Below are 23,413 nucleotides of genomic sequence, written 5' to 3'. Positions count from 1 at the left end.
GGGGCGGAACTCGGCGGCCTTCTCAGGTCGTACGCAGTACGGTCCGCGTACACCAACCGCGGTATACGAGAACGGGGTAGGGCATGGAGATCCGGCGGGCGACGACGGTGGCGGAGCTCATGGCGGCGGCACCGCTGTACGACGGGCCGCCACGGGAGGAGTGGGCGGAGGGGTTCCTCGGGGCGCCCGGCCATCTGATGCTCCTCGCGTACGCGCCGGACGGCAGCCCCGTCGGTTTCGTGTCGGGCATCGAGATGCGCCACCCCGACAAGGGCGTGGAGCTGTGCCTGTACGAGCTGTCCGTGGCCGAGTCCCACCGGCGCCGGGGCATCGGGCGCGCGCTCACGGAGGCGCTGGCCGCGGAGGCGCGGGAGCGGGGCTGCTACGGAATGTGGGTGGGGGTCGACACCGACAACGAGGCGGCGCTGCGGACGTACGGGTCGGCGGGGGCGGTGGACGAGGGGGTCTTCGCGATGCGGGGCTGGGGGTTCGGCACGGACTGAGGAACGCGGGCCCCGGCGGAAGCGACCGAAAAACGCGCCCCTACGGCGTCCGAACCACCCTCTTGTGTCGTTCATGCCAAGCCGCGACTGTGGAACCACTCCGCACCGCCGCATCACACGCGTACCCGTACTTGCCCGTGCCCCGTCCGGACAACGAAAGGTTCAGGTGCCCACCCCCATGAAGCGGATATCCCGCACAGGCGCCCTCGCCCCCGTGCTCGCCCTCGCCCTCGCCGCCGGTCTCCAGTTCGCCGGCTCCCCCGCCGCGCAGGGCGCGCCCGCAGGTGATCTGCGGCTCGCGCCCGCCGCCACCGCCGTCGAGAACGGCTGGATCGTCGTCCTCAAGGACGGCTCGACCCGCGCCGCCGACCTGGGCGTCACGCCCCGGTTCGAGTACCGCGCCGCGCTCAAGGGCTTCGCCGCCTCGATGCCCCGGGCGAAGGCCGCCGCGCTCGCGGCCGACCCGCGGGTCGCGTACGTCGAGCAGGACGCGACCGTCCGGGTCGCCGACACCCAGACCGGCGCGACCTGGGGGATCGACCGGGTCGACCAGCGGGACCTGCCGCTGTCGACGACGTACACGTACGACACGACGGCCTCGAACGTCACCGCGTACATCATCGACACCGGAATCCGCACCTCGCACGGCGAGTTCGGCGGCCGGGCCTCGGTCGGTACGGACACGGTCGGCGGCGGGCAGAACGGCCAGGACTGCCAGGGGCACGGCACGCACGTGGCGGGCACGGTCGGCGGCGCCACGTACGGCGTGGCCAAGGGCGTGAAGCTGGTGGCCGTACGGGTCCTGGACTGCAACGGCTCCGGTACGAACGCGCAGGTCATCGCGGGCGTCGACTGGGTGACGGCGAACGCGGTCAAGCCGGCCGTCGCCAACATGAGCCTGGGCGGCGGGGCGAACACCTCGCTCGACGCGGCCGTGAAGCGCTCGATCGCCTCGGGCGTCACGTACGCCATCGCGGCGGGCAACGGCAACTTCCTCGGCCTCCCCGCGAACGCCTGCAACTACTCCCCCGCCCGCGTCCCCGAGGCGATCACGGTCGGCGCGACGGACTCCGCCGACAAGCGGGCCTCGTTCTCCAACTACGGCACCTGCGTGGACCTGTTCGCCCCGGGCGTCTCGGTCACCTCGGCGTGGAAGGACAACGACGCGGCGACCAACACGATCTCCGGCACCTCGATGGCCACCCCGCACACAGCGGGCGTCGCGGCCCTCTACCTCGCCGCCAACCCGGCGTCCACCCCGGCACAGGTGTCCACCGCCCTGGTGAACAACGCGACCAACGGCAAGGTCCAGGACCCGAAGACCGGCTCCCCGAACAAGCTCCTCCACTCGCGCTGGTGACGACCCGCTAGACCGCGCCCGGGGCGATGACGCGCCCGTCGCGGATGCCGACCGTCCACTCGTCCGCGTAACGGCGCGAGGCCTCCCCTGATCTGGTGCTTCGGTGGTACGGACATGGCCCCCAGGGTGCGTGTGAACGCGCCCTGGGGGCCACTCGTTTATGCGGGATCCGGGCCGCGATCAGTGGTTGCGCGGGAAGCCCAGGTCGACGCCGGTCGGGCCCTCGGACGGGTCCGGCCAGCGGGTCGTGACGACCTTGCCGCGGGTGTAGAAGTGGATGCCGTCGTTGCCGTAGATGTGGTGGTCGCCGAAGAGCGAGTCCTTCCAGCCACCGAAGGAGTGGTAGCCCACCGGCACCGGGATCGGCACGTTGACGCCGACCATGCCGGCCTCGACCTCCAGCTGGAAGCGGCGGGCGGCGCCGCCGTCGCGGGTGAAGATCGCGGTGCCGTTGCCGAACTTCGAGGCGTTGATGAGCGCCAGGCCCTCCTCGTAGGTGTCGGCGCGCAGCACGCACAGGACCGGGCCGAAGATCTCGTCCTGGTACGCCTTGGCCGTGGTCGGCACGTGGTCCAGGAGGGAGAGGCCGATCCAGTGGCCGTCCTCGAAGCCCTCGACCGTGTAGCCGGTGCCGTCGAGGACGACCTCGCAGCCCTCGGCCGCCGCGCCGTGCACGTAGGAGGCGACCTTGTCGCGGTGGACGGCCGTGATGAGCGGGCCCATCTCGGAGGTCGGGTCGTTGCCGGGGCCGATCTTGATCTTCTCGGCGCGCTCGCGGATCTTCTCGACGAGCTCGTCGCCGATGGAGCCGACCGCGACGACCGCGGAGATCGCCATGCAGCGCTCACCGGCGGAGCCGTACGCCGCCGAGACGGCCGCGTCGGCGGCCGCGTCGAGGTCGGCGTCGGGCAGCACCAGCATGTGGTTCTTGGCGCCGCCAAGCGCCTGCACGCGCTTGCCGTTGGCGGCCGCGGTGGTGTGGATGTGGCGGGCGATCGGGGTCGAGCCGACGAAGGAGATCGCGGCGACGTCCGGGTGCTCCAGGAGGCGGTCCACGGAGACCTTGTCACCGTGCAGGACGTTGAAGACACCGTCCGGCAGGCCCGCCTCGGCGAGCAGCTCGGCGATCTTCATGGCCGGCGACGGGTCCTTCTCGCTCGGCTTGAGGATGAAGGTGTTGCCGCACGCGATGGCGAGCGGGAACATCCACATCGGCACCATCGCCGGGAAGTTGAACGGGGTGATGCCGGCCACGACGCCGACGGCCTGGCGGATCGAGGCGACGTCCACGCGGCTGGACACCTGGGTGGACAGCTCGCCCTTGAGCTGGGTCGTGATGCCGCAGGCCAGGTCGACGATCTCCAGGCCGCGGGCGACCTCGCCGAGGGCGTCGGAGTGCACCTTGCCGTGCTCGGCGACGATCAGCTCGGCGATGGCGTCGCGGTTGGCGTCGAGCAGCGCGCGGAAGCGGAAGAGGATCGTGGTGCGCTGCGCCAGGGAGGAGGTGCCCCAGGTCGCGAAGGCGTCCTTCGCGGCGGCGACCGCGGCGTCGACCTCCTCCACCGAGGCGAGGGCGACCCGGGTGGTCACGGCGCCGGTGGCCGGGTCGGTGACCGGGCCCCAGTTGCCCGACGTGCCCTCGACGCTCTTGCCACCGATCCAGTGGTTGACGGTCTTCGTCATGACGGAATGCTCCTTCTGGCTGCTACAGGTGGCGGCGTCGGGCGGTGACGTGCCGGTCGTACTCCTCGCGGGCCTTGACCGCCGACGGGCGGGTCGACGTCGCGGCCACGGGCACATCCCACCACGCCTGGGCGGGGGGCGGGCCCGACACACTGTCTGCCGTTTCGGTCTCGACGTAGACACATGTGGGAACCGTCGCCTCACGGGCGTCCGCGAGGGCTTCTCGCAGGTCACGCATGGTGTGGGCGCGTAGCACCCGCATGCCGAGGGAGGCGGCGTTGGCGGCCAGGTCGACGGGGAGCGGCGGCCCGGTGAAGCCGCCGTCGGGGTCCCGCAGCCGGTAGTCGGTGCCGAAGCGCTCGGCGCCGACGGCCTCCGAGAGACCGCCGATCGACGCGTAGCCGTGGTTCTGCAGGACGACCACCTTGATGGGCAGTCCCTCCTGGACGGCGGTGACGATCTCGGTGGGATTCATCAGGTACGTACCGTCTCCGACCAGCGCCCAGACGGGCCGGCCGGGTGCGGCCAGGGCGACGCCGACGGCCGCCGGGATCTCGTATCCCATGCACGAGTAGCCGTACTCGACGTGGTACTGGTCGGCGGACCGGGCCCGCCACAGCTTGTGCAGGTCGCCGGGGAGCGAACCGGCCGCGTTGATCAGGATGTCGTCCCCGGTGACCAGAGTGTCGAGTGCGCCGAGGACCTGCGCCTGGGTGGGGCGGGCGTCCTCGCTCTCCGGGGTGTACGCGGCGTCGGTGCGGGCCTGCCAGGCGCGCTTGGAGCCGGCCCACCGCGCGGGGCCCGGGCGCGGGTCGCCGAGCGCCTCGGTGAGGGCGGTGAGGCCCTCACGGGCGTCGGCGACGAGCGGCAGGGCGGCCTGCTTGTGGGCGTCGAAGCCGGTGATGTTGAGGTTGAGGAAGCGGGCGGCGGGGTGGAAGAGGGTGCCGGAGGCGGTGGTGAAGTCGGTGTGGCGGGTGCCGACGCCGATGACCAGGTCGGCGGCGCGGGCCAGCTCGTCGGCGGTGGCGGTGCCGGTGTGGCCGATGCCGCCGACGTCGCAGGGGTGGTCGTACGGCAGGACGCCCTTGCCCGCCTGGGTGGTGGCGACGGGCAGCCCGGCCCGCTCGGCGAGGGTCCGCAGGGCGTCCTCGGCGCCGCTGTACTTCACTCCCCCGCCCGCGACGATCAGCGGCCGCTCGGCGTCCCGGAGCGCCCGCACCGCCGCGTCGAGCTCGGCCCGGTCGGGGCGGGGACGGCGCACGGTCCAGGTCCGCTCGGCGAGGAACTCCTCGGGCCAGTCGTACGCCTCCGCCTGCACGTCCTGGGGCAGGGCGAGGGTGACGGCGCCGGTCTCGGCGGGGTCGGTGAGGACCCGTACGGCGGCGAGGGCGGCCGGGATCAGCGCCTCGGGCCGGGTGATCCGGTCGAAGTACTTCGACACCGGCCGCAGGCAGTCGTTGACGGACACCTCGCCCGCGTAGGGCACTTCGAGCTGCTGGAGGACCGGGTCGGCGGGGCGGGTGGCGAAGGTGTCGCCGGGCAGCAGGAGCACGGGCAGCCGGTTGACGGTGGCGAGGGCGGCGCCGGTGACGAGGTTGGTGGCGCCGGGGCCGATGGAGGTCGTGACGGCGTGGATCCGGAGCCTGCGGGACTGGCGGGCGTAGCCGACGGCGGCGTGCACCATGGCCTGTTCGTTGCGCCCCTGGTGGTACGGCATGAGCTCGGGGTACTCGACGAGCGCCTGGCCGATGCCGGCGACGTTGCCGTGCCCGAAGATGCCCCAGGTGGCGGTGACGAGCCGCTGCCGCACGCCGTCGCGCTCGGTGTGCTGGGCGGCGAGGAAGCGCACCAGGGCCTGGGCGACGGTGAGCCGGACGCTCATGCGTATCCCTCCGTGTGGTCGGGGTGGAAGCAGATCTTCCATTCCCGTTCGGGGCCGGGTCCCGCCATGACGTTCAGGTAGTACAGCGGATGGCCTGGCTGGGCGATCGACGGGCCGTGCCACCCGTCGGGTACGAGGACGGCGTCGCCGCCGCGGACCTCGGCGAGGAGCTCGGCGCCGCCGGGCCGGGAGGGGGAGATCCGCTGGTAGCCGTAGGCGCGGCGGGGGCCGCCGGGGCCGTCGGAGCCGTCGGGGCCGCTGCCGGGGGGCTCGGCCACCTCGTAGTAGTAGATCTCCTCCAGGACGGACTCCTCGCCGGGGCGGTGCTCGTCGTGCTTGTGGGGCGGGTAGGAGGACCAGTTGCCGCCGGGGGTGATCACCTCGACGGCGATCAGCCGGTCGCAGTCGAAGGCGCCCGCCGCGGCGAAGTTGCGCACCTCGCGGCTGCGGTTGCCGCTGCCGCGGGTCTCGACGGGTACCTCCGGCGCGGGGCCGTAGCGGGCGGGGAGTCGTCGCTCGCACCTCGCTCCTGCCAAAGCGAAGCGGCCTCCCGCGCCGGAGGCGATCTGGACGTGGGCGTCCCTTGGCACATAGGCGAAGTCCGAGACGCCGTCGAACACACTGGCGCGGCCTACGAGTTCGAGGATTTCCCCGTCGACGCGCACCGTACCGCCACCGGACAGCGGAAGCACCACCCATTCACTCCCACCTGTCTCGAACCGGTGGGTTCCGCCCGGCGGAATGTCCAGCACCCGCAGCGCGCTGTGGGCCCACCCGGCCCGCTCGGGGTCGATGTCGACGGCATACGGCCCCCGGGCGGCGGAGCCCGCGGGAAGGTGGAGGGAGCGCGACGATTCCATGATCAGGTCCTTACCCCGGGACCTGGTACCCATACGGGTGACGGGCCGGACGTCGTGTCGCCCGCGCCGCAGGTCATGGCGTCCGCTCCGGGATCGAGCCGGTGCCGGTGGTCAGGGCGAGGGTGATCTCGTCCTCGTACGGCATCGCGGGCGAGCAGGCGAGCCGGCCCGCGACGATGGCGCCCGCCGCGTTGGCGTGGCGCAGGACGTGTTCCAGGTCCCGGCCGGCGAGCAGCCCGTGGGCGAGCGCCCCGCCGAACGCGTCGCCCGCGCCGAGGCCGTTGACCACCTCCACCGGCAGCGGCGGCACCTCGGCGACGGAGCCGTCGGCGGCCAGCGCGAGCACGCCCTTGGGGCCCTGCTTGACGACGGCGAGCCGGACGCCCGCGGCGAGCAGCGCGCGGGCGGCGGCGTGCGGTTCGCGCTCCCCGGTGGCGACCTCGCACTCGTCGAGGTTGCCGACGGCGACCGTGGCGTGCCGCAGGGCCTCCCGGTAGAGCGGCGGCGCCTCGCCGGGCGTGTCCCAGAGGGCGGGCCGCCAGTCCAGGTCGAAGACGGTGAGCGCGCCGGCGGGGTCGAGCCGTTCGGACCGCTCCCACAGCGCCGCGAGCGTCGCGGTCCTGCTGGGCTCGGCGCTCAGCCCGGTGCCCGTCACCCACACGGCGCGGGCGGCGCGGAGCGCGGGCAGGTCGAGCTCGTGGGCGTGGATCTCCAGGTCGGGCGCCTTGGGGCGGCGGTAGAAGTGGATCGGGAAGTGGTCGGGCGGGAAGATCTCGCAGAAGGTGACGGGCGTCGGATACGCGGCGACGTCGGTGACCCAGCGGTCGTCCACCCCGAACGCCCGCAGTTCGCGGTGCAGGTACCTGCCGAAGGGATCCGCCCCGGTCCGGCTGACGAGGGCGGTCCTGCTGCCCAGGCGCGCGGCGGCGACGGCCACGTTCGCCGGGGAGCCGCCGAGAAACTTCCCGAAGCTGTCGACCCGGTCCAGCTCCACCCCGTTCTGGAGCGGATAGAGGTCCACCCCGATCCGGCCCATCGCGATCAGGTCGTACGGCTCCGACGTCATGCCACGTCACCTCTCGCCTCGGCGCCCCCGCCCCGCACCCAGGTCTAGTCTCCGGCCCGGAAGGCTGTCAACGGCATGTCCTTACATTCGGACGTGTGTCATCGTGGCGGTCATGACGAAGCCGTCGCAGCCTCCGTCGCCCCTCTCCCGCATCCGGGTCGGCTCGGCCCCGGACTCCTGGGGCGTCTGGTTCCCGGACGATCCCCGGCAGGTGCCCTGGCAGCGCTTCCTCGACGAGGTGGCGGGCGCCGGTTACGAGTGGATCGAGCTCGGCCCGTACGGCTATCTGCCGACCGACCCGGCCGTGCTCGCCGAGGAGACCGCCCGCCGGGGCCTGAAGGTGTCCGCGGCGACCGTCTTCACCGGGCTCCACCACGGCCCGGAGGTCTGGGAGCGCACCTGGGCCCATGTGGCCGAGAACGCGGCCCTCGCCCAGGCCATGGGGGCCCGGCACCTGGTGGTCATCCCCTCGTTCTGGCGCGACGACAAGACGGGCGAGGTCCTGGAGGACCGCACGCTCACCCCCGCGCAGTGGCGGCACCTGACCGGGCTGACCGAGCGCCTCGGCCACGAGGTCCGGGAGCGCTACGGGCTCCAGGTGGTCGTGCATCCGCACGCGGACACCCATGTCGACAGCGAGGAGAACGTCACCCGCTTCCTCGACGCCACCGACCCCGACCTGGTCGCGCTCTGCCTGGACACCGGGCACTACGCCTACTGCGGCGGCGACAGCGTCAAGCTGATCGAGACCTACGGCGAGCGGATCGGCTACCTCCATCTCAAGCAGGTCGACCCCGAGGTGCTGGCCCAGGTGGTCGCCGAGGAGCTGCCGTTCGGCCCCGCGGTGGCGCGGGGCGTGATGTGCGAGCCGCCCGCCGGGGTCCCGGCCCTCGAACCGGTCCTGGCGGCGGCGGGGGCGCTGGACGTGGACCTGTTCGCCATCGTGGAGCAGGACATGTACCCGTGCGAGCCGGACCGGCCCTACCCCATCGCGCTGCGCACCCGGCGTTTCCTCCGCTCCTGCGGCGCCTGATGACTATGTGTCACTTACGTCACGTCCATCGCCCCTTCGTCACACATGTCTCCGTTACGCGGGTTTTCCGTCACAGGCGTTCGACAGGCGCTCCCCTCCCGTCAGAAGGGGTCGTTCACCGGGCACAGGCTCAGTGATCGCCAGCGCGCACACCCGGCAGCTCCCCACACGGCACTTCCGCCGCCGCTGCCGGGCACGCAGGGAGGTGCCACGCATGACGGACAGACGACTCTGGTCGTACAAGGACATCGCCGCCCACATCAAGGTGCAGCCGGACACGGTCCGCTCCTACCGGAAGCACGGTCTGCTGCCGGCCCCCGACCACGTCGAGTCGGGCAAGCCCTACTGGTACGCGGACACCATCCGTGCCTGGGTCGCGAACCGTCCCGGAAACCGGAGCCGCCGGGACTGACGCCCTCCCCCTCCCTCCAGGGCCCCGCACCCCCCGAACCGTGGTGCGGGGCCCTCGGTCATCCCACCCGCTCCTTCTCCCGGGCGGCGTCCGGGCCCGGCTCCGGCTCCGGCGTCCCCGGTATCCCGGCGGCCCCGGGCGCCCCGCCCTCGCTGATCCCGAAGCGGTCGTGGAAGCGGCGCAGCGGCCCCGGCGCCCACCAGGTGAGGCGGCCGGTCAGCTTCATGACCGACGGCACGAGCAGGCTCCGCACCACCATCGCGTCCATGAGGACGGCCAGGGCGACGCCGAGGCCCAGCATCTTGGTGTTGGTGACCCGGGAGGTGCCGATCGCGACCATCACCACCGCGAGGATGACGGCGGCGGCGGTGATCAGCCCGCCGGTGCGCCGCAGTCCGAAGCGGACCGCGTGCTCGTGGTCGCCCGTGGCGTCGTACTCCTCCTTGATCCGGGAGAGCAGGAACACCCCGTAGTCCATGGAGAGTCCGAAGGCCACGCAGAACATCAGCACCGGCAGGGTGGTCTCGATGTCCCCGGTGGACGTGAAGCCGAGGAGGCCGGACAGGTGCCCCTCCTGGAAGACCCAGACGACCGCGCCGAACATGGCGGTGAGGCTGAGCGCGTTGAGCACGACGGCCTGGATCGGGATGAGCAGGCTGCCGGTGAGCAGGAAGACCAGGACCAGGGTGACGACGGCGACGATGGCGGCGGCCCAGGGCAGCCGCTCGCCGATGGCGTCCTTGGAGTCGACGAGGACGGCGGCGGCACCGGTCACCGAGGTGTCGAACGGGGCCCGCTCCGCGCGCAGCTCGCCGACCACGCGCTGGGCGTCGCCGCCGACGGTCTCGCCCTCGGGGACGACGGTGAAGTAGGCGTGGCCCCGGCCGCCGGCCGGTGAGGTCACCGGGCCCTCGACCCGGACGACGCCGTCCAGGCCCTCGATCCGCTCGCGGTACCCGGCGTACTGCGCGGGGGTGGCGGCGCCCTCGGCGAGGACGGTGATCCCGCCGCCGGGGTTGCCGGGGAAGCCGTCCCGCAGCCGGTCCTGGACCACCCGGGACTCGGCGCTCGTCGGCAGCTGGCGGTCGTCGGCGGTGCCGAACCGCACGCCGAGGAAGGGCAGACCGAGGAGGACGAGCCCGGTGGCCGTGGCCACGGCGAAGAGCGGCGCCCGCCGCATCACCAGAGCCGCCGTGCGCGCCCAGCCGGCCCCGGTCTCCGGCTCGGCGCGCCCGGCACCGTCGGCGGATCCGGCCCCGGCCCCGGCACCCGACCGGCGCCGGAAGAGCCGTCGCAGGTCCAGCGCGTTGACCCGGTCCCCGAGCAGGAGCAGCGCGGCCGGCAGCAGGATGAGGGCGGCCGCGGCGGCCAGCAGGACGACCGCTATCCCCGCGTAGGCGAAGGAGCGGAGGAAGTACTGCGGGAAGACCAGCATCGCGGCGAGCGAGACGGCGACGGTGAGGGCGGAGAAGAGCACGGTCCGCCCGGCGGTGCGCAGGGTGGTGGCGACGGCCGTCCGGGTGTCGGCCCCGGCGGCCAGCTCCTCGCGGAAGCGCCGGACCACGAACAGGGCGTAGTCGATGGCGAGTCCGAGGCCGAGGGCGGTGGTGAGGTTCTGGGCGAAGACGGAGACGTCCGTGAGCTCGGTGATGCCGCGCAGCACGGCGTTGGTGCCGAGGATGGCGACGATGCCGATGCCGAGCGGGAGGACGGCGGCGACGGCGCTGCCGAAGACCATGACGAGCAGGACGAGGGTGATCGGCAGGGCGATCATCTCGGCCCTGAGCAGGTCCTCCTGGATGATCGTCTGCATCTCGTGGCGCACGGCGAGCGGGCCGCCGACGGAGACCTTCACCGGCCCGTGGGTGCCCCGGAACTCGGGGGCGAGGCGCTCCAGGATCTCGCCCGCGGCCTTCTCGTCGCCGTCGATCCGGGCGGCGATCACGGCCTGGCGCCCGTCCTCGGAGCGCAGGGCCGGGGAGCGGGTCCCCCAGTAGGAGCCGACCCCGCCGACGCCCGGCTCGGCGTCGAGCCGCTCGGCCAGGCGCCGGGCCTCGGCGGCGACGGCCGGGGAGTCGACCCCGGCCGGGCCCGCGTCGACGAGGAGCAGCAGATTGGGCTGGGAGGCGGGGAACTCGCGCTCCAGGACCTCCAGGGCGTACGTGGACTCGGCGTCCGGGTCCTCCCAGCCGCCGCTGCCCATCCGGTCGCCGACGCCGCTGCCCGCGAGGACGGCGAGCGCGGTGATCACGAGGGCGACGAGGAGCGAGAGGCGTGGCCTGGCCGTCACGAATCGCGTCCACCCCCCGACGGAAGGCGCTTTCTTGACTTCGGCCATGACGCGGTGTCCCCTTCACCGTGACCCAGGCGCTCGCTTCCCGGCAGGTCGCATGGGTCGCCCATTGCCATAGACTGGCAAACACGAGTGATCGCTCGCGTTTCACAAGAATGCGAGCGACCTCTCGTATTTGTCAAACGCGTTGAGAGAGCTGGGGACAGTCATGTCCGAAGACACGTCGGAAGAGCAGAAGCCGCGCCGCCGCCAGGCCCGCGGCGAACGCCGGATAGCGCAGCTGCTGCAAGCCGCCGCCAACGTCTTCTGCGCCTACGGCTACACGGCCACCAGCACCAACGCCATCGCCCGCGAGGCCAGCGTCTCCCCCGGCACGCTCTACCAGTACTTCCCCAACAAGGAGGCCATCGCCCTCGAACTCGGCGAGCGGCTGCTCACCGAGATGCGGGAGGCCCACGGACAGGCCTTCACGCCCGAGAACCTGGCGCTGCCGCTGCCGCTGCTGCTCGACGCCGTGCTCGACCCGATGATCGAGTTCAACTGCCAGAACCCGGCCTTCCTCGCCCTCATGCAGGGCTCGGACATCCCCGGCCGGATCGCCGAGGAGCACGACGCCCTGCACGCCTCGCTGCTCGCCCAGGTCGGCGACCTGCTCGCCCACTACCTCCCGGACAGCGGGCCCGCCGAGCGCGCCCGGATCGCCGACATGACCTTCGCCGTCGTCAAGGGCGGTCTCGCGCTGGTGCTCGCCGCGCCCGAGGGAGCCGAGCGGGACGCGGTGGTCGTCGAGCTGAAGAGGGTCGTGCTGCGCTACCTGGACCCGCTCGTCGGCGAGGCGCTCACCACGATTCCGAGCCCGTGACCTGCTCGCCCGGCAGCGCCTTCCCGCCCGCCCGCGCCCGCAGCTTCAGGGCGAGCAGCGGGAAGGCGAGCACCGAGACCATCCCGGCCCCCACCAGCGCCGCCGCCTCGCCCGCCGTCAGCGCCTCGTCGTCCACGCCGATGGTGGTGATGGCGACGACGAGCGGCAGCGCCGTGGAGCTGTAGAGGACCAGCGCGCCCCGGTCGCGCCGGGCCAGGTCGCGCGGGGCGAGGAACCAGACCGGAGCCCCCCGGACCACCAGGAACAGCACCAGGAACAGCGGCAGGAGCAGCAGCGTACGGCCGCCGGCGAGCAGCGAGTCGAGGTCGAACTCGATGCCGGTGACGACGAAGAAGACGGGGACGAGGAAGCCGAAGCCGACCCCCTCGACCTTCTCCAGGATCTGCGGCCCCGACTCGGGCGCGGCCCCGGTCAGGACCAGACGGGTGATCAGACCGGCGGCGAACGCGCCGAGCAGCACGTCGAGCCCCAGCGCCGTGGAGGCGCCCAGCATCAGGGCGAGCAGCAGGAAGACGAAGCGGACCGCGAACTGCCCGCTGCTGTGCAGGGTCTTGGCGATGATCCGGGAGAACCAGGGTTTACGCGGCTTCAGCGCCCAGAGGACGGCCCCCGCGGTGAGCGCGGCGAAGGCGGCGAGCAGGGCGGTCGACTCGGCCGGGTTGCGGCCGCTCAGCAGCAGCGCCATGGCGATGATCGGCCCGAACTCGCCCACCGCGCCGAAGGCCATGACCACCGACCCGAAGCGGCCGTGCAGGTCCCCCGCGTCGCGCAGCACCGGCAGGACCGTGCCGAGCGCGGTGCTGGTCAGGGCCACGCCGATGAAGACGCCCTTGCCGTAGCCGTCGCCGAGCAGCATCCCGGCGCCGAGGCCGAGCGCGAGGGCCGCCACCCAGGCCCACACCGAGCGCCTGAGCGTGTCGCCGCGGACCTTGCCGAACTCGATCTCGTACCCCGCCAGGAAGATCAGCATCGTGAGGCCGAGCTGCGAGAGGCCGTCGATCAGCGCGTCGGGCTTCGCCCAGCCCAGGACGTCCGGGCCGATGACGATGCCGAGCAGGATCTCGAAGATGACGAGCGGTACGGGGAGCCAGCGACCGGCTCCATAGGCGAGCAACGGCGCCAGGACGGCGATCGTCATGATCAGGATCAGCGTGGTCCCCGAATGCGACATATCGGGTATCTACCATAAGCTCCGGTCAGATGCCCTGTCGGCGGAGGGACTTGGAGGTCTCCCGGTGTACGACCAGCAACCCCGCACGCAGACACCGCCCCCGCCCGCGCGCCCGCCCGTCGAGACGCCCCGCCCGGGCCTCTGGCGCCGCTGCCTGTGGGGCGGGCTCGCACTGTGGGCGCTCACCGCGGTCGTCACGTACGCCACGGAGAACACGACCCTGCTGCCGACGCTGATCCTGCTCGGCAGCTTCCTGGTGCCCGCGGTCTTCGTCCTGTGGGCCTACGAGCGGCACGGCCAGGACTTCGGGGTGCCGGTGATCCTCGGCTGCTTCGTCACCGGCGGGGTGCTCGGGGTGCTGGGCGCCTCGGTCATGGAGTACTACCTGCTGCACCCCTCCCTGTGGATGTTCCTGGGCGTCGGGCTCATCGAGGAGGCGGTGAAGCTGGTGGCGCTGATGTTCGTGGTGCGCCACCGGCCGTGGCTGCGCGGGGTGCGGGCCGGGCTGGTGCTCGGCGGCACGGTCGGTTTCGGCTTCGCCGCCTTCGAGAGCGCCGGATACGCGTTCAACGCGGCCGTGACCATGGAGGGCATCGACCTGCGCTCGCTCCTGGAGACCGAGATCCTGCGCGGGGTCCTCGCCCCGTTCGGGCACGGCCTGTGGACGGCCATCGCGGGCGGCGCCCTGCTGGCCTACCGGCGGCCCGACGGACGCTTCCGCTTCGCCGGACCGGTGATCGTCACGTACCTCGGGGTGGCCGCCCTGCACGCCCTGTGGGACTCGATGCACGGCATCGCGCTGTGGCTGGTGCTCCAGCTGACCACGACGAGCCTGGACCGCTCGCTCTTCGCCCAGGGCTATCTGCCCGACCCGACCACCCGGCAGGAGCACCTCTTCACCCTCTTCTCGGTGGGCGGCCTCGTGCTGGTGACGGCGGTCGGACTGGTCTGGCTGAGATCGCTCGCGAGAGCCGGGCGGGGCGCTTAACCGATTCATACCCCCCAGGGGTATAATATGTGCTAGTACGGCATCGGCGCCCCGAAGCGCACCACCCCGGAACGAGGAGAACGTCATGGCCGAACTCACCACCGTCTACCAGGTCAAGGGCATGACCTGCGGGCACTGCGAGGGCGCGGTCTCCAGCGAGATCTCCGAGATCTCCGGAGTCTCCTCCGTCAAGGCCGTCGCCGCCACCGGCGAGGTCACCGTGACCTCCGCCGGCCCGCTCGACCTGGAGGCCGTCCGCGCCGCTGTCGACGAGGCCGGCTACGAGCTGGTCGGCCCCGCCGCCTGATCCACGCGCCACCGAGTACAGGGCCGTACCGTTGCGGTACGGCCCTGTACTCGTTCCCCAAGCCCCGGGACCCCAGATGACCTCCACGACCACCGAGCTGACGATCGGCGGGATGACCTGCGCCTCCTGTGCGGCCCGCGTCGAGAAGAAGCTCAACCGGATGGACGGCGTGACCGCCACGGTCAACTACGCCACGGAGAAGGCCCGCGTCGAGCACCCCGCCGGGGTCACCGTCGACGACCTGATCGCCACCGTGGTCAAGACCGGCTACACCGCCGAGGAGCCCCCGCCGCCCGAGCCCGAGCCCGAGCCGGAGGCCGCCGCCGGGACCGAGACCGCCGCCGAGGCCGAGGACCCCGCGCTCGCCGCGCTGCGGCAGCGGCTCACCGTCTGCGCCGTGCTGTCCCTGCCGGTCGTCCTGCTCGCGATGGTCCCGGCCCTCCAGTTCGACAACTGGCAGTGGCTGTCGCTCACCCTCGCCGCCCCCGTCGTCGTCTGGGGCGGGCTGCCCTTCCACCGCGCCGCCTGGACCAACCTGAGGCACGGCGCCGCCACCATGGACACCCTCGTCTCGGTCGGCACCCTCGCCGCCTTCGGCTGGTCGCTGTGGGCGCTCTTCCTGGGCGACGCCGGTACGCCCGGCATGCGGCACGGCTTCGACCTCACCGTCACCCGCGACCACGCCTCCTCCACCATCTACCTGGAGGTCGCCGCCGGGGTCGTCACCTTCATCCTCCTCGGCCGCTACCTGGAGGCCCGCGCCAAGCGGAAGGCGGGCGCCGCCCTGCACGCCCTGCTGCGCCTCGGCGCCAAGGACGTGGGCGTCCTGCGCGGCGGGACGGAGGCGCGGATCCCGGTCGGCGCGCTGCGGACCGGCGACCTCTTCGTCGTACGGCCCGGGGAGAAGATCGCCACCGACGGCACCGTCACCGAGGGCGCCTCCGCCGTCGACGCCTCGATGCTCACCGGCGAGTCCGTGCCCGTCGACGTCACCCCCGGCGACCCCGTCACCGGCGGCTGCGTCAACGTCTCGGGCCGCCTCGTCGTCGAGGCCACCCGGGTCGGCGCCGACACCCGGCTGGCCCGGATGGCCAAGCTGGTCGAGGACGCCCAGAACGGCAAGGCGGAGGTGCAGCGGCTCGCCGACCGGATCTCCGCCGTCTTCGTGCCGGTCGTGCTCCTGATCGCCCTGGGCACCCTGGTGGGCTGGCTGCTCGCGACCAGCGACACGACGGCCGCGTTCACCGCCGCCGTCGCCGTCCTGATCATCGCCTGCCCGTGCGCCCTCGGCCTCGCGACCCCGACCGCCCTCATGGTCGGCACCGGCCGGGGCGCCCAGCTCGGCATCCTGATCAAGGGCCCCGAGGTCCTGGAGTCCACCCGCAGGGTCGACACCGTCGTCCTCGACAAGACCGGCACGGTCACCACGGGCGTGATGCGCCTGACGCGGGTGTACGCGTACGAGGGCGTCGACGAGGCCGAGCTGCTGCGGCTCGCGGGCGCCCTGGAGCACTCCTCCGAGCACCCGGTCGCCCGCGCCGTGGCGGCCGGCGCCGCCGAGAAGGTGGGCGAGCTCCCCGTACCGAAGTCCTTCGAGAACGTGCCGGGGCTCGGGGTGCGCGGCTCCGTCGACGGGCATCTGGTGCTCGTCGGGCGCGCCGCCCTGCTGGCGTCCGAGGAGATCGAGGTGCCGGACGGGGCGACCGGGCCGGGGGTCGTGCACGTCGCCTGGGACGGGCTCGCCCGCGGGACGCTGACGGTCGCCGACACGGTCAAGGAGACCAGCGCGGAGGCCGTCGCCCTGCTGCGCGGCCTCGGGCTGCGGCCGGTGCTGCTGACCGGGGACGGCCGGGAGGCGGCCGAGCGGGTGGCGGCGGAGGTCGGTATCGACGAGGTGATCGCCGAGGTGCTGCCCCAGGACAAGGTCGACGTGGTCAAGCGCCTTCAGGGCGAGGGTCGTTCGGTCGCCATGGTCGGCGACGGGGTGAACGACGCCGCCGCTCTGGCGACGGCCGATCTGGGCCTGGCGATGGGTACGGGGACGGACGCGGCGATCGAGGCGAGCGACCTCACGCTGGTCAGCGGGGACCTGCGGGTCGCGGCCGACGCCATCCGGCTCTCCCGGCGCACGCTGGCGACGATCAAGGGAAACCTGGGCTGGGCCTTCGGCTACAACGTGGCCGCGCTGCCGCTGGCGGCGGCCGGCCTGCTCAATCCGATGATCGCCGGACTGGCCATGGCGTTTTCGTCCGTTTTCGTCGTGACCAACAGCCTGCGGCTCCGTCGCTTCGCTTGAATTCACCTACACGTGACGCACAGGACCTTCACAAAGAGATCTAGATCACAGATATTTGGGGGTAACCATCTGGGCTGTTCGCGAGTCTAAGTGGGCGATGCCGAGAACGTCTTGGGGGACGTTCATGGAATGTCTTGGGGGACGTTCCAGGCAAGCGCGGCCGGGGCACGTGCACGGGGAGCTTTGAGCGGCCCTCCCGTACGTACCCCGGCAGACCGCGCGAGCAGACGCCCGGCCCGGATCCCGTGGGGGGAATCCGCTCCGGGAAATGGAAAGCGCCCCGACCGCCGACCCGTGGGGGGATCGACGGCGGGGCGCTTTTCGCTCAGACGCGGCGCGGGCCGCGACGCAGCGGGCCTCGCGTCAGCGGGACTCGCGTCGGTCGGTCTCGCGTCAGCGGGACTGGACCGGGACGAAGTCGCGCTCGACGACGCCGGTGTAGATCTGGCGCGGGCGGCCGATGCGGGAGCCCGGCTCCTTGATCATCTCGTGCCACTGGGCGATCCAGCCCGGGAGGCGGCCGAGGGCGAAGAGCACGGTGAACATCTCGGTCGGGAAGCCCATCGCGCGGTAGATGAGGCCCGTGTAGAAGTCCACGTTCGGGTAGAGGTTGCGCGAGACGAAGTACTCGTCGGAGAGCGCGTGCTCCTCCAGCTTCAGCGCGATGTCCAGGAGCGCGTCGTCCTTGCCGAGCGCCGAGAGGACGTCGTGCGCGGCGGCCTTGATGATCTTGGCGCGCGGGTCGAAGGACTTGTACACCCGGTGGCCGAAGCCCATCAGGCGGACGCCGTCCTCCTTGTTCTTCACCTTGCGGATGAAGGAGTCGACGTCGCCGCCGTTGGCCTGGATGCCTTCGAGCATCTCCAGGACCGACTGGTTGGCGCCACCGTGCAGGGGGCCCCACAGGGCCGAGATGCCGGCGGAGATCGAGGCGAACATGTTCGCCTGCGAGGAGCCGACCAGACGGACGGTGGAGGTCGAGCAGTTCTGCTCGTGGTCCGCGTGCAGGATCAGCAGCTTGTCCAGCGCCGAGACCACGACCGGGTCGAGCTCGTACTCCTGCGCCGGGACCGAGAAGGTCATGCGCAGGAAGTTCTCGACGTACCCGAGGTCGTTGCGCGGGTAGACGAAGGGGTGGCCGATCGACTTCTTGTACGCGTACGCCGCGATCGTCGGCAGCTTCGCGAGGAGCCGGATCGTGGAGAGGTGACGCTGCTTCTCGTCGAACGGGTTGTGGCTGTCCTGGTAGAAGGTGGACAGCGCGGAGACCACGGAGGACAGCATCGCCATCGGGTGGGCGTCACGCGGGAAGCCCTGGAAGAAGCGCTTGACGTCCTCGTGCAGCAGCGTGTGCTGGGTGATCTCGTCCTGGAAGGCCTGGAGCTCGTCGGCCTTCGGAAGCTCGCCGTTGATCAGCAGCGACGCCACCTCAAGGAAGGTGGACTGCTCGGCCAGCTGCTCGATGGGGTAGCCGCGGTACCGCAGAATCCCCTGCTCACCATCGAGATAGGTGATGGCGGATTTATAGGCGGCGGTGTTGCCGTATCCGCTGTCCAGGGTGACCAGACCGGTCTGGGCTCGGAGCTTCCCGATGTCGAAGCCCTGGTCGCCGACGGTGCTCTCGACCACCGGGTAGGTGTATTCACCGTCCGCGTACCGCAGTACTACAGAGTTGTCGCTCACGTCATCCCTCACCGACGTAGTGCCTCTTCTTCGAGGTGCCCTGACTGTCTCTACCATCCCCCATTTGGCTCAGGAGAGTGCACTCGGGGTCGACCATTGGGCCGTTTGGCGGCACTCAGTGCCGCCAACCTGCTCATCCTGCCCCCTTCGCCCCGGTTGCGGTAGTCCTCCGTGATCTTTCACACCAGAGTGGCCCCTGTGAGCCGATGCGCGAGTGCGGTAAAGCGCCGTCCGGCCGAAACCGTACGCACGGCCTGGGCGATGGCCCGGCGCGAACCGACCAGCACCACCAGCTTCCGGGCCCGGGTGACGGCCGTGTACAGCAGGTTCCGCTGGAGCATGGTCCAGGCGCTCGTGGTGACCGGGATCACCACCGCCGGGTACTCGCTGCCCTGGGATCGATGGATGGTCACCGCGTAGGCATGGGCCAGCTCGTCCAGCTCGTCGAAGTCGTACGGGACCTCCTCGTCCTCGTCGGTGCGCACGACGAGCCGCTGTTCGACGGGGTCGAGCGAGGTCACCACGCCGACGGTGCCGTTGAAGACGCCGTTGGCGCCCTTCTCGTAGTTGTTGCGGATCTGGGTGACCTTGTCGCCGACCCGGAAGACCCGGCCGCCGAAGCGCTTCTCGGCCAGATCCGGGCGGGCCGGGGTGATCGCCTGCTGGAGCAGCCCGTTGAGCGAGCCGGCCCCGGCGGGGCCCCGGTGCATGGGGGCGAGGACCTGGACGTCGCGGCGCGGGTCGAGCCCGAACTTGGCGGGAATCCGCTGGGCGGCGACCTCCACGGCGACCCGCGCGGCGTCCTCGGTCTCCTCCTCGGCGAAGAGGAAGAAGTCCGGCAGGCCGGTCGTGACGGGCGGCAGGCCCTCGTTGATCCGGTGGGCGTTGGTGACCACCCCGGACTGCTGGGCCTGGCGGAAGATCCGGGTCAGCCGGACGGCCGGGACCGGACTGCCCGGGGCGAGCAGATCGCCGAGGACCTCGCCCGCGCCGACCGAGGGCAGCTGGTCCACGTCGCCGACCAGGAGCAGATGGGCACCCGGTGCCACCGCCTTGACCAGCTTGTTGGCCAGGAGCAGGTCGAGCATGGAGGCCTCGTCGACCACCACCAGGTCGGCGTCGAGCGGCCGGTCCCGGTCGTAGGCCGCGTCGCCGCCCGGCTTCAGCTCCAGGAGGCGGTGGACGGTGGACGCCTCGGCGCCGGTCAGCTCGGCGAGCCGCTTGGCGGCCCGGCCGGTGGGCGCGGCGAGCACCACCTTGGCCCGCTTGGCGCGGGCCAGCTCCACGATCGAGCGGACCGTGAAGGACTTGCCGCAGCCGGGGCCGCCGGTGAGCACGGCGACCTTGCGGGTCAGAGCGATCCGCACCGCCTCCTCCTGCTCGGGCGCCAGCGACGCCCCCGTACGGTCCGCGAGCCAGGCCAGCGCCTTGTCCCAGGGCACGTCGCGGAAGGCCGGCAGCCGGTCCTCCGCCGCCCCGAGCAGCCGCCGGAGCTGCCCGGCCAGGGAGAGCTCCGCGCGGTGGAAGGGGACCAGGAACACCGCCGTGACGGGCAGTCCCTCGGGCCCCGGCACCGTCTCGCGGACGACCCCCTCCGGGTCCTCGGCGAGCTCGGCCAGGCACTCGATGACCAGGCCCGTATCGACCTGGAGCAGCTTCACCGCGTCGGCGATGAGCCGCTCCTCGGGCAGATAGCAGTGGCCCTGGTCGGTGGACTGCGAGAGGGCGTACTGGAGACCGGCGCGGACCCGGTCGGGGCTGTCGTGCGGGATGCCGACGGCCTGGGCGATCCGGTCGGCGGTGAGGAAGCCGATGCCCCAGACGTCGGCGGCGAGGCGGTAGGGCTGGTTCCGCACGACGGAGATCGAGGAGTCCCCGTACTTCTTGTAGATCCGCACGGCGATGGAGGTGGATACCCCGACTCCCTGGAGGAAGACCATGACCTCCTTGATGGCCTTCTGCTCCTCCCAGGCCGCCGTGATGTTCTTCGTACGCTTCGGGCCAAGGCCGGGGACCTCGATCAGGCGCTTGGGCGCCTCCTCCAGGATCTGGAGGGTGTCCAGGCCGAAGTGGGTGGTGATGCGGTCGGCGAAGACCGGCCCGATGCCCTTGACCAGGCCCGAGCCGAGATAGCGCCGGATGCCCTGGATCGTGGCGGGCAGGACGGTCGTGTAGTTCTCCACGGTGAACTGCCGCCCGTACTGCGGGTGGGAGCCCCAGCGGCCCTCCATCCGCAGCGACTCCCCCGGCTGGGCGCCGAGCAGCGACCCGACGACCGTGAGCAGGTCGGCGGAGCCACGGCCGGTGTCGACCCGGGCGACGGTGTAGCCGCTCTCCTCGTTGGCGTAGGTGATCCGCTCCAGGACCCCTTCGAGCACTGCCAGATGGGACATGGCACGACGGTAGCGAAGGCCTCCGACATCCCGCCGGGCCTGTGGACGAACGACCCACCGGCCTGTGGACAACTCCCGTCGAACGGGCGGCTCCGGGATGCCGGGCCAGGGGAGGAACCGTAGCGTTTCCGGCATGAGCGACGAATCATTCGAGCAGGACGTCCTGAACGAACTCGGCGACGACCAGCTCCAGGAGATCGCCGGCGTGCTCGGCACGGACGGCGACGGGGCCCGGCGGCTGGTGAGCGACTCGGTGTCGGAGCTCTCCGGCGAACTGCGCTCGGCCGCCGCCGAACCGGCCGGCGCGGACGAGGTCCGGGCCGCCGTCACCGAGGTCTCCACCGCCGAGCCGCCGCTCCAGGGCGTCGCCGCCTTCGGCGGCCTGGTCGGCGGCGGCCTGATGGCCGGCGTCCTCGCCAAACTGGCCAAGCCCGCCGCCAACGCGGTCGCCAAGAAGACCGGCATCCCGGCACCGACCGTCAACCGGGCGGTCGAGATCCTGGTCCCGGTCGTCCTGGCCGTGATCACCAAGCGCGCCGCCACCAAGAAGGGCGGCGGCCTCGGGGACATCCTCGGCGGCGGCACGAAGAAGTAGCCGGGGGCGCGACGGCGGGCGGTCCGTGCTCCCGGCGCCCGACGGCCCGTGCTCCCGGCGCCCGACGGTCCGTGCTCCCGGCGGGGCGGCCTGTGCTCGGCGGGGGCGTTCGGCGCCCCGGCCCCCGGGCAGTCGGCGCCCCGGCGCCCGGGCGGTCGGCGCCCCGGCGGGGGACCCGGTCCCGGCGCCGAGCCGTCCGCGTCCCGCCCCCCTGTCAGCCGTCGCGCAGGATCCTGTGACCCAGCGTCGGGGACACCCGCATCAGCCCGCGCAGGACCTTCGTCGTGCCCACGTAGATCTCCCGCCGGTCCCGGCGGATCCCCTCGATCACCGCGGTGGCGGCGCGGGCCGCGCTGATCTTGCCGCTGCCCCGGCCGCGCGTCATGTCCGTGTCGACCAGCGGCAGTACGGCATCGACGACGCGGAGCGCGGGCGCGCCCTCCTGGCACTGGTAGCGCAGGGCCCGGGTGAACGTGCGAAGGCCCGCCTTGGCGGCGCAGTACACCGGGGCCGTCCGCTTGGGCGCGAGGGCCAGGCCGCTGGTGATGTTGACGAGCGCGGCGGACGGCCGCCCGGCCAGATGCGGCAGCAGGCCCGCCGACAGGGCGATGACGGCGTCCAGGTTGACGGCCGTCTCGCGGCGCAGGACCGGCCGCGTGGCGCGCGGATCGTCGCGCAGGAAGTCGGTGAGCGACTGCGCGCCCGCGTTGTTGATGACGACGGACAGCTCGGGGTGCCGCTCGGGCAGGGCGTCGGCGAACGCGTCCACCGCCTCCGGGTCGGCGAGGTCCAGGACGTACGTCGAGACCCGGTCGCCGTGGTCGGCGGCGAGGGCGTCGAGCCGCTCGCGGTCGCGGCCGACCGCGACCACATGGGCGCCCCGGCCCGCCAGTTGCCGGGTCAGCTCCCGTCCGACGCCTCGGGCGCCTCCGGTGACGAGGATGGTGCGGCCGGCCAGGTTCATGGGTGGTTCTCCTCGGTCGTGTGGGACGCCGGGCGGGCGAACGCCGCCCGGTAGGCCGCCGGGGTCACGGCGGTCCGGCGTCGGAAGTCGCGGGTGAAATGGGGCTGGTCGGCATAGCCGCAGGCGAAGCCCACGAGGCCCACCGGGTGCCGGCCCTCCAGGAGCAGCCCGGCGGCGGCCTCGGTGCGGACGGCGCCCAGCACCCCCTGGAAGCCGCCCACGCCCCGCAGCCGACGCTGCAGACTGCGGGGCGAGGTGCCGAGCGCGGCGGCCAGGGCGTCGAGCGTCCAGCGCCGTACGAGGTCGTCGGCGAGCAGCCGGCGGGCCCGCGAGACCGTGTCCGAGCCCGCGTCCGGACCGAGCGGCGCCGGTGGGGCGGTCCCGGTCCAGGTGAACCGCCACCGCGCGGTGTCGCATCCGGCCGGCGGCGCGCTGAACGCGCCCTGGGCGAACAGCACCGCCGACGCCCCCGCGCGCCCCGCCTCGACCGTGAGCCCCCGGACGCCGGTCAGCGTCAGCAGGACGGTCAGGACACCCAGGACCAGCACGTCCTCCGCCGCTTCGGGCGGCTTCCCGGGCGGCCCCCGGTGCTCGGCGGACAGCCCGGTCTCCCCGGCCCCCGTCACCACCACACGATGCCGGGCGTGGGTGAACCGCTCACAGCGGCCCCATCGTTCCAGCAGGTCGACAGGGGTGCGGGCGCCCAGGAGCGCGGTGACGACCGGGTCGTGCGCGATCCTCGGCAGCACCAGGCCGACCCGGAGCAGGGGGAGGAGTCCGTGCGTCCGGGCGATCCCGGCGAGAAATCGCCGTTTGGCGCCGAAGGGCACCAGAGCGCCGGGAGCGCCCGGGGTGCCGGAGGTGCCGGAGGTGCCGTACGAGCCGTCCGCCGCGGAGTCCGGCCCGTAGACCGCCCCGCCCCCCACCTCGATGCCGTCCTCGGCCAGCGCTCGCCGCACCGCGTCCAGCAGCGTCGTACTCGCCAGATCGTCCATGGCCGGAACGCTATGCGGGCGATCCCTGCCCGTCTTGAACGATCAC

Annotated in this window: 19 protein-coding genes; 9 read left to right on the top strand and 10 right to left on the bottom strand. The window is 72.5% G+C overall.

Going from position 1 to position 23,413, the window contains the following annotated elements; all coding sequences use genetic code 11:
• The first annotated feature begins 83 nt into the window (after window positions 1–83).
• Complete coding sequence (locus ABTZ54_RS08400) at window positions 84–503, top strand: GNAT family N-acetyltransferase (RefSeq protein ID WP_351658662.1); 420 nt, start codon at window positions 84–86, stop codon at window positions 501–503.
• Window positions 504–681: 178 nt separating this feature from the next.
• The gene (locus ABTZ54_RS08395) at window positions 682–1,863 is read left to right on the top strand and encodes a S8 family peptidase (RefSeq protein WP_351658661.1); all 1,182 of its coding nucleotides are present in this window, start codon (window positions 682–684) and stop codon (window positions 1,861–1,863) included.
• Between the two features lie 180 nt (window positions 1,864–2,043).
• Here ABTZ54_RS08395 and mmsA read toward each other — a convergent pair whose 3' ends face one another.
• The 4 genes from mmsA to iolC form a co-directional block, all read right to left on the bottom strand.
• A complete protein-coding gene (gene mmsA / locus ABTZ54_RS08390; protein ID WP_351658659.1) occupies window positions 2,044–3,546 on the bottom strand; it encodes a CoA-acylating methylmalonate-semialdehyde dehydrogenase in 1,503 nt (500 codons plus the stop codon).
• 22 nt (window positions 3,547–3,568) lie between these two features.
• The gene (gene iolD / locus ABTZ54_RS08385; protein WP_351658657.1) at window positions 3,569–5,428 is read right to left on the bottom strand and encodes a 3D-(3,5/4)-trihydroxycyclohexane-1,2-dione acylhydrolase (decyclizing); all 1,860 of its coding nucleotides are present in this window, start codon (window positions 5,426–5,428) and stop codon (window positions 3,569–3,571) included.
• Window positions 5,425–6,288 (bottom strand): 5-deoxy-glucuronate isomerase, encoded by an 864-nt coding sequence (iolB, locus tag ABTZ54_RS08380; protein WP_351658655.1) that lies wholly within the window; start codon window positions 6,286–6,288, stop codon window positions 5,425–5,427. Before iolB ends, iolD begins: the two co-directional genes overlap by 4 nt.
• 73 nt (window positions 6,289–6,361) lie before the next feature.
• Window positions 6,362–7,354 (bottom strand): 5-dehydro-2-deoxygluconokinase, encoded by a 993-nt coding sequence (gene iolC, locus ABTZ54_RS08375; RefSeq protein WP_351658653.1) that lies wholly within the window; start codon window positions 7,352–7,354, stop codon window positions 6,362–6,364.
• Between the two features lie 112 nt (window positions 7,355–7,466).
• On the opposite strand from iolC, the gene ABTZ54_RS08370 reads away from it, so the two are divergent.
• Together ABTZ54_RS08370 and ABTZ54_RS08365 are read left to right on the top strand one after the other, a co-directional pair.
• Window positions 7,467–8,387, top strand: coding sequence for a sugar phosphate isomerase/epimerase family protein (locus ABTZ54_RS08370; protein WP_351658651.1), 921 nt, complete (start codon window positions 7,467–7,469; stop codon window positions 8,385–8,387).
• A gap of 214 nt (window positions 8,388–8,601) precedes the next feature.
• Window positions 8,602–8,799: a helix-turn-helix transcriptional regulator gene (locus ABTZ54_RS08365; RefSeq protein ID WP_351658649.1), complete on the top strand. Its 198-nt coding sequence runs from the start codon at window positions 8,602–8,604 to the stop codon at window positions 8,797–8,799.
• 58 nt (window positions 8,800–8,857) lie between these two features.
• Here the strand turns inward: ABTZ54_RS08365 and ABTZ54_RS08360 are convergent, their stop codons facing one another.
• Window positions 8,858–11,137, bottom strand: coding sequence for an MMPL family transporter (locus tag ABTZ54_RS08360; protein ID WP_351658647.1), 2,280 nt, complete (start codon window positions 11,135–11,137; stop codon window positions 8,858–8,860).
• Window positions 11,138–11,300: 163 nt separating this feature from the next.
• Here ABTZ54_RS08360 and ABTZ54_RS08355 point away from each other — a divergent pair, with 163 nt between their 5' ends.
• A complete protein-coding gene (locus ABTZ54_RS08355; protein ID WP_351658645.1) occupies window positions 11,301–11,954 on the top strand; it encodes a TetR/AcrR family transcriptional regulator in 654 nt (217 codons plus the stop codon).
• On the opposite strand, the gene ABTZ54_RS08350 is transcribed toward ABTZ54_RS08355, so the two are convergent.
• Complete coding sequence (locus ABTZ54_RS08350) at window positions 11,932–13,146, bottom strand: cation:proton antiporter (RefSeq protein ID WP_351658643.1); 1,215 nt, start codon at window positions 13,144–13,146, stop codon at window positions 11,932–11,934. The two genes, ABTZ54_RS08355 and ABTZ54_RS08350, sit on opposite strands and share 23 nt — an antisense overlap.
• A 64-nt stretch (window positions 13,147–13,210) precedes the next feature.
• Between ABTZ54_RS08350 and ABTZ54_RS08345 the strand changes: the two genes are divergently transcribed.
• The 3 genes from ABTZ54_RS08345 to ABTZ54_RS08335 all read left to right on the top strand — a co-directional run bounded on the left by ABTZ54_RS08345 (window position 13,211) and on the right by ABTZ54_RS08335 (window position 16,737).
• On the top strand, window positions 13,211–14,134 hold the full coding sequence (locus ABTZ54_RS08345; protein ID WP_502997205.1) for a PrsW family intramembrane metalloprotease: 924 nt from the start codon (window positions 13,211–13,213) through the stop codon (window positions 14,132–14,134).
• A gap of 7 nt (window positions 14,135–14,141) precedes the next feature.
• Complete coding sequence (locus ABTZ54_RS08340; RefSeq protein ID WP_502997210.1) at window positions 14,142–14,441, top strand: heavy-metal-associated domain-containing protein; 300 nt, start codon at window positions 14,142–14,144, stop codon at window positions 14,439–14,441.
• Window positions 14,442–14,517: 76 nt separating this feature from the next.
• Entirely contained in the window at window positions 14,518–16,737 is a 2,220-nt protein-coding gene (locus tag ABTZ54_RS08335) for a heavy metal translocating P-type ATPase (protein ID WP_351658640.1), read from the top strand.
• 393 nt (window positions 16,738–17,130) lie between these two features.
• On the opposite strand, the gene ABTZ54_RS08330 is transcribed toward ABTZ54_RS08335, so the two are convergent.
• Both ABTZ54_RS08330 and recD2 read right to left on the bottom strand, forming a co-directional pair.
• Complete coding sequence (locus ABTZ54_RS08330; RefSeq protein WP_351658638.1) at window positions 17,131–18,420, bottom strand: citrate synthase; 1,290 nt, start codon at window positions 18,418–18,420, stop codon at window positions 17,131–17,133.
• Window positions 18,421–18,599: 179 nt separating this feature from the next.
• Window positions 18,600–20,813: an SF1B family DNA helicase RecD2 gene (gene recD2, locus ABTZ54_RS08325; protein ID WP_351658636.1), complete on the bottom strand. Its 2,214-nt coding sequence runs from the start codon at window positions 20,811–20,813 to the stop codon at window positions 18,600–18,602.
• Window positions 20,814–20,946: 133 nt separating this feature from the next.
• On the opposite strand from recD2, the gene ABTZ54_RS08320 reads away from it, so the two are divergent.
• Window positions 20,947–21,408 carry a DUF937 domain-containing protein gene (locus ABTZ54_RS08320; protein WP_351658634.1) on the top strand — a complete coding sequence of 154 codons (462 nt, stop codon included), beginning with the start codon at window positions 20,947–20,949 and terminating at the stop codon, window positions 21,406–21,408.
• A 214-nt stretch (window positions 21,409–21,622) separates the two neighbouring features.
• On the opposite strand, the gene ABTZ54_RS08315 is transcribed toward ABTZ54_RS08320, so the two are convergent.
• Both ABTZ54_RS08315 and ABTZ54_RS08310 read right to left on the bottom strand, forming a co-directional pair.
• Window positions 21,623–22,372 (bottom strand): SDR family oxidoreductase, encoded by a 750-nt coding sequence (locus tag ABTZ54_RS08315; protein ID WP_351658633.1) that lies wholly within the window; start codon window positions 22,370–22,372, stop codon window positions 21,623–21,625.
• Window positions 22,369–23,367: a helix-turn-helix transcriptional regulator gene (locus ABTZ54_RS08310; protein WP_351658631.1), complete on the bottom strand. Its 999-nt coding sequence runs from the start codon at window positions 23,365–23,367 to the stop codon at window positions 22,369–22,371. The genes ABTZ54_RS08315 and ABTZ54_RS08310 overlap by 4 nt, the downstream gene beginning before the upstream one ends.
• Window positions 23,368–23,413 lie beyond the last annotated feature (46 nt).

This window comes from Streptomyces sp. NPDC094032, from assembly GCF_040303965.1.
Classification (GTDB): Bacteria; Actinomycetota; Actinomycetes; order Streptomycetales; family Streptomycetaceae; genus Streptomyces.
The sequence above is the reverse complement of the archived record's forward strand: the minus strand, read 5'-3'. Positions and strand labels throughout refer to the sequence as shown.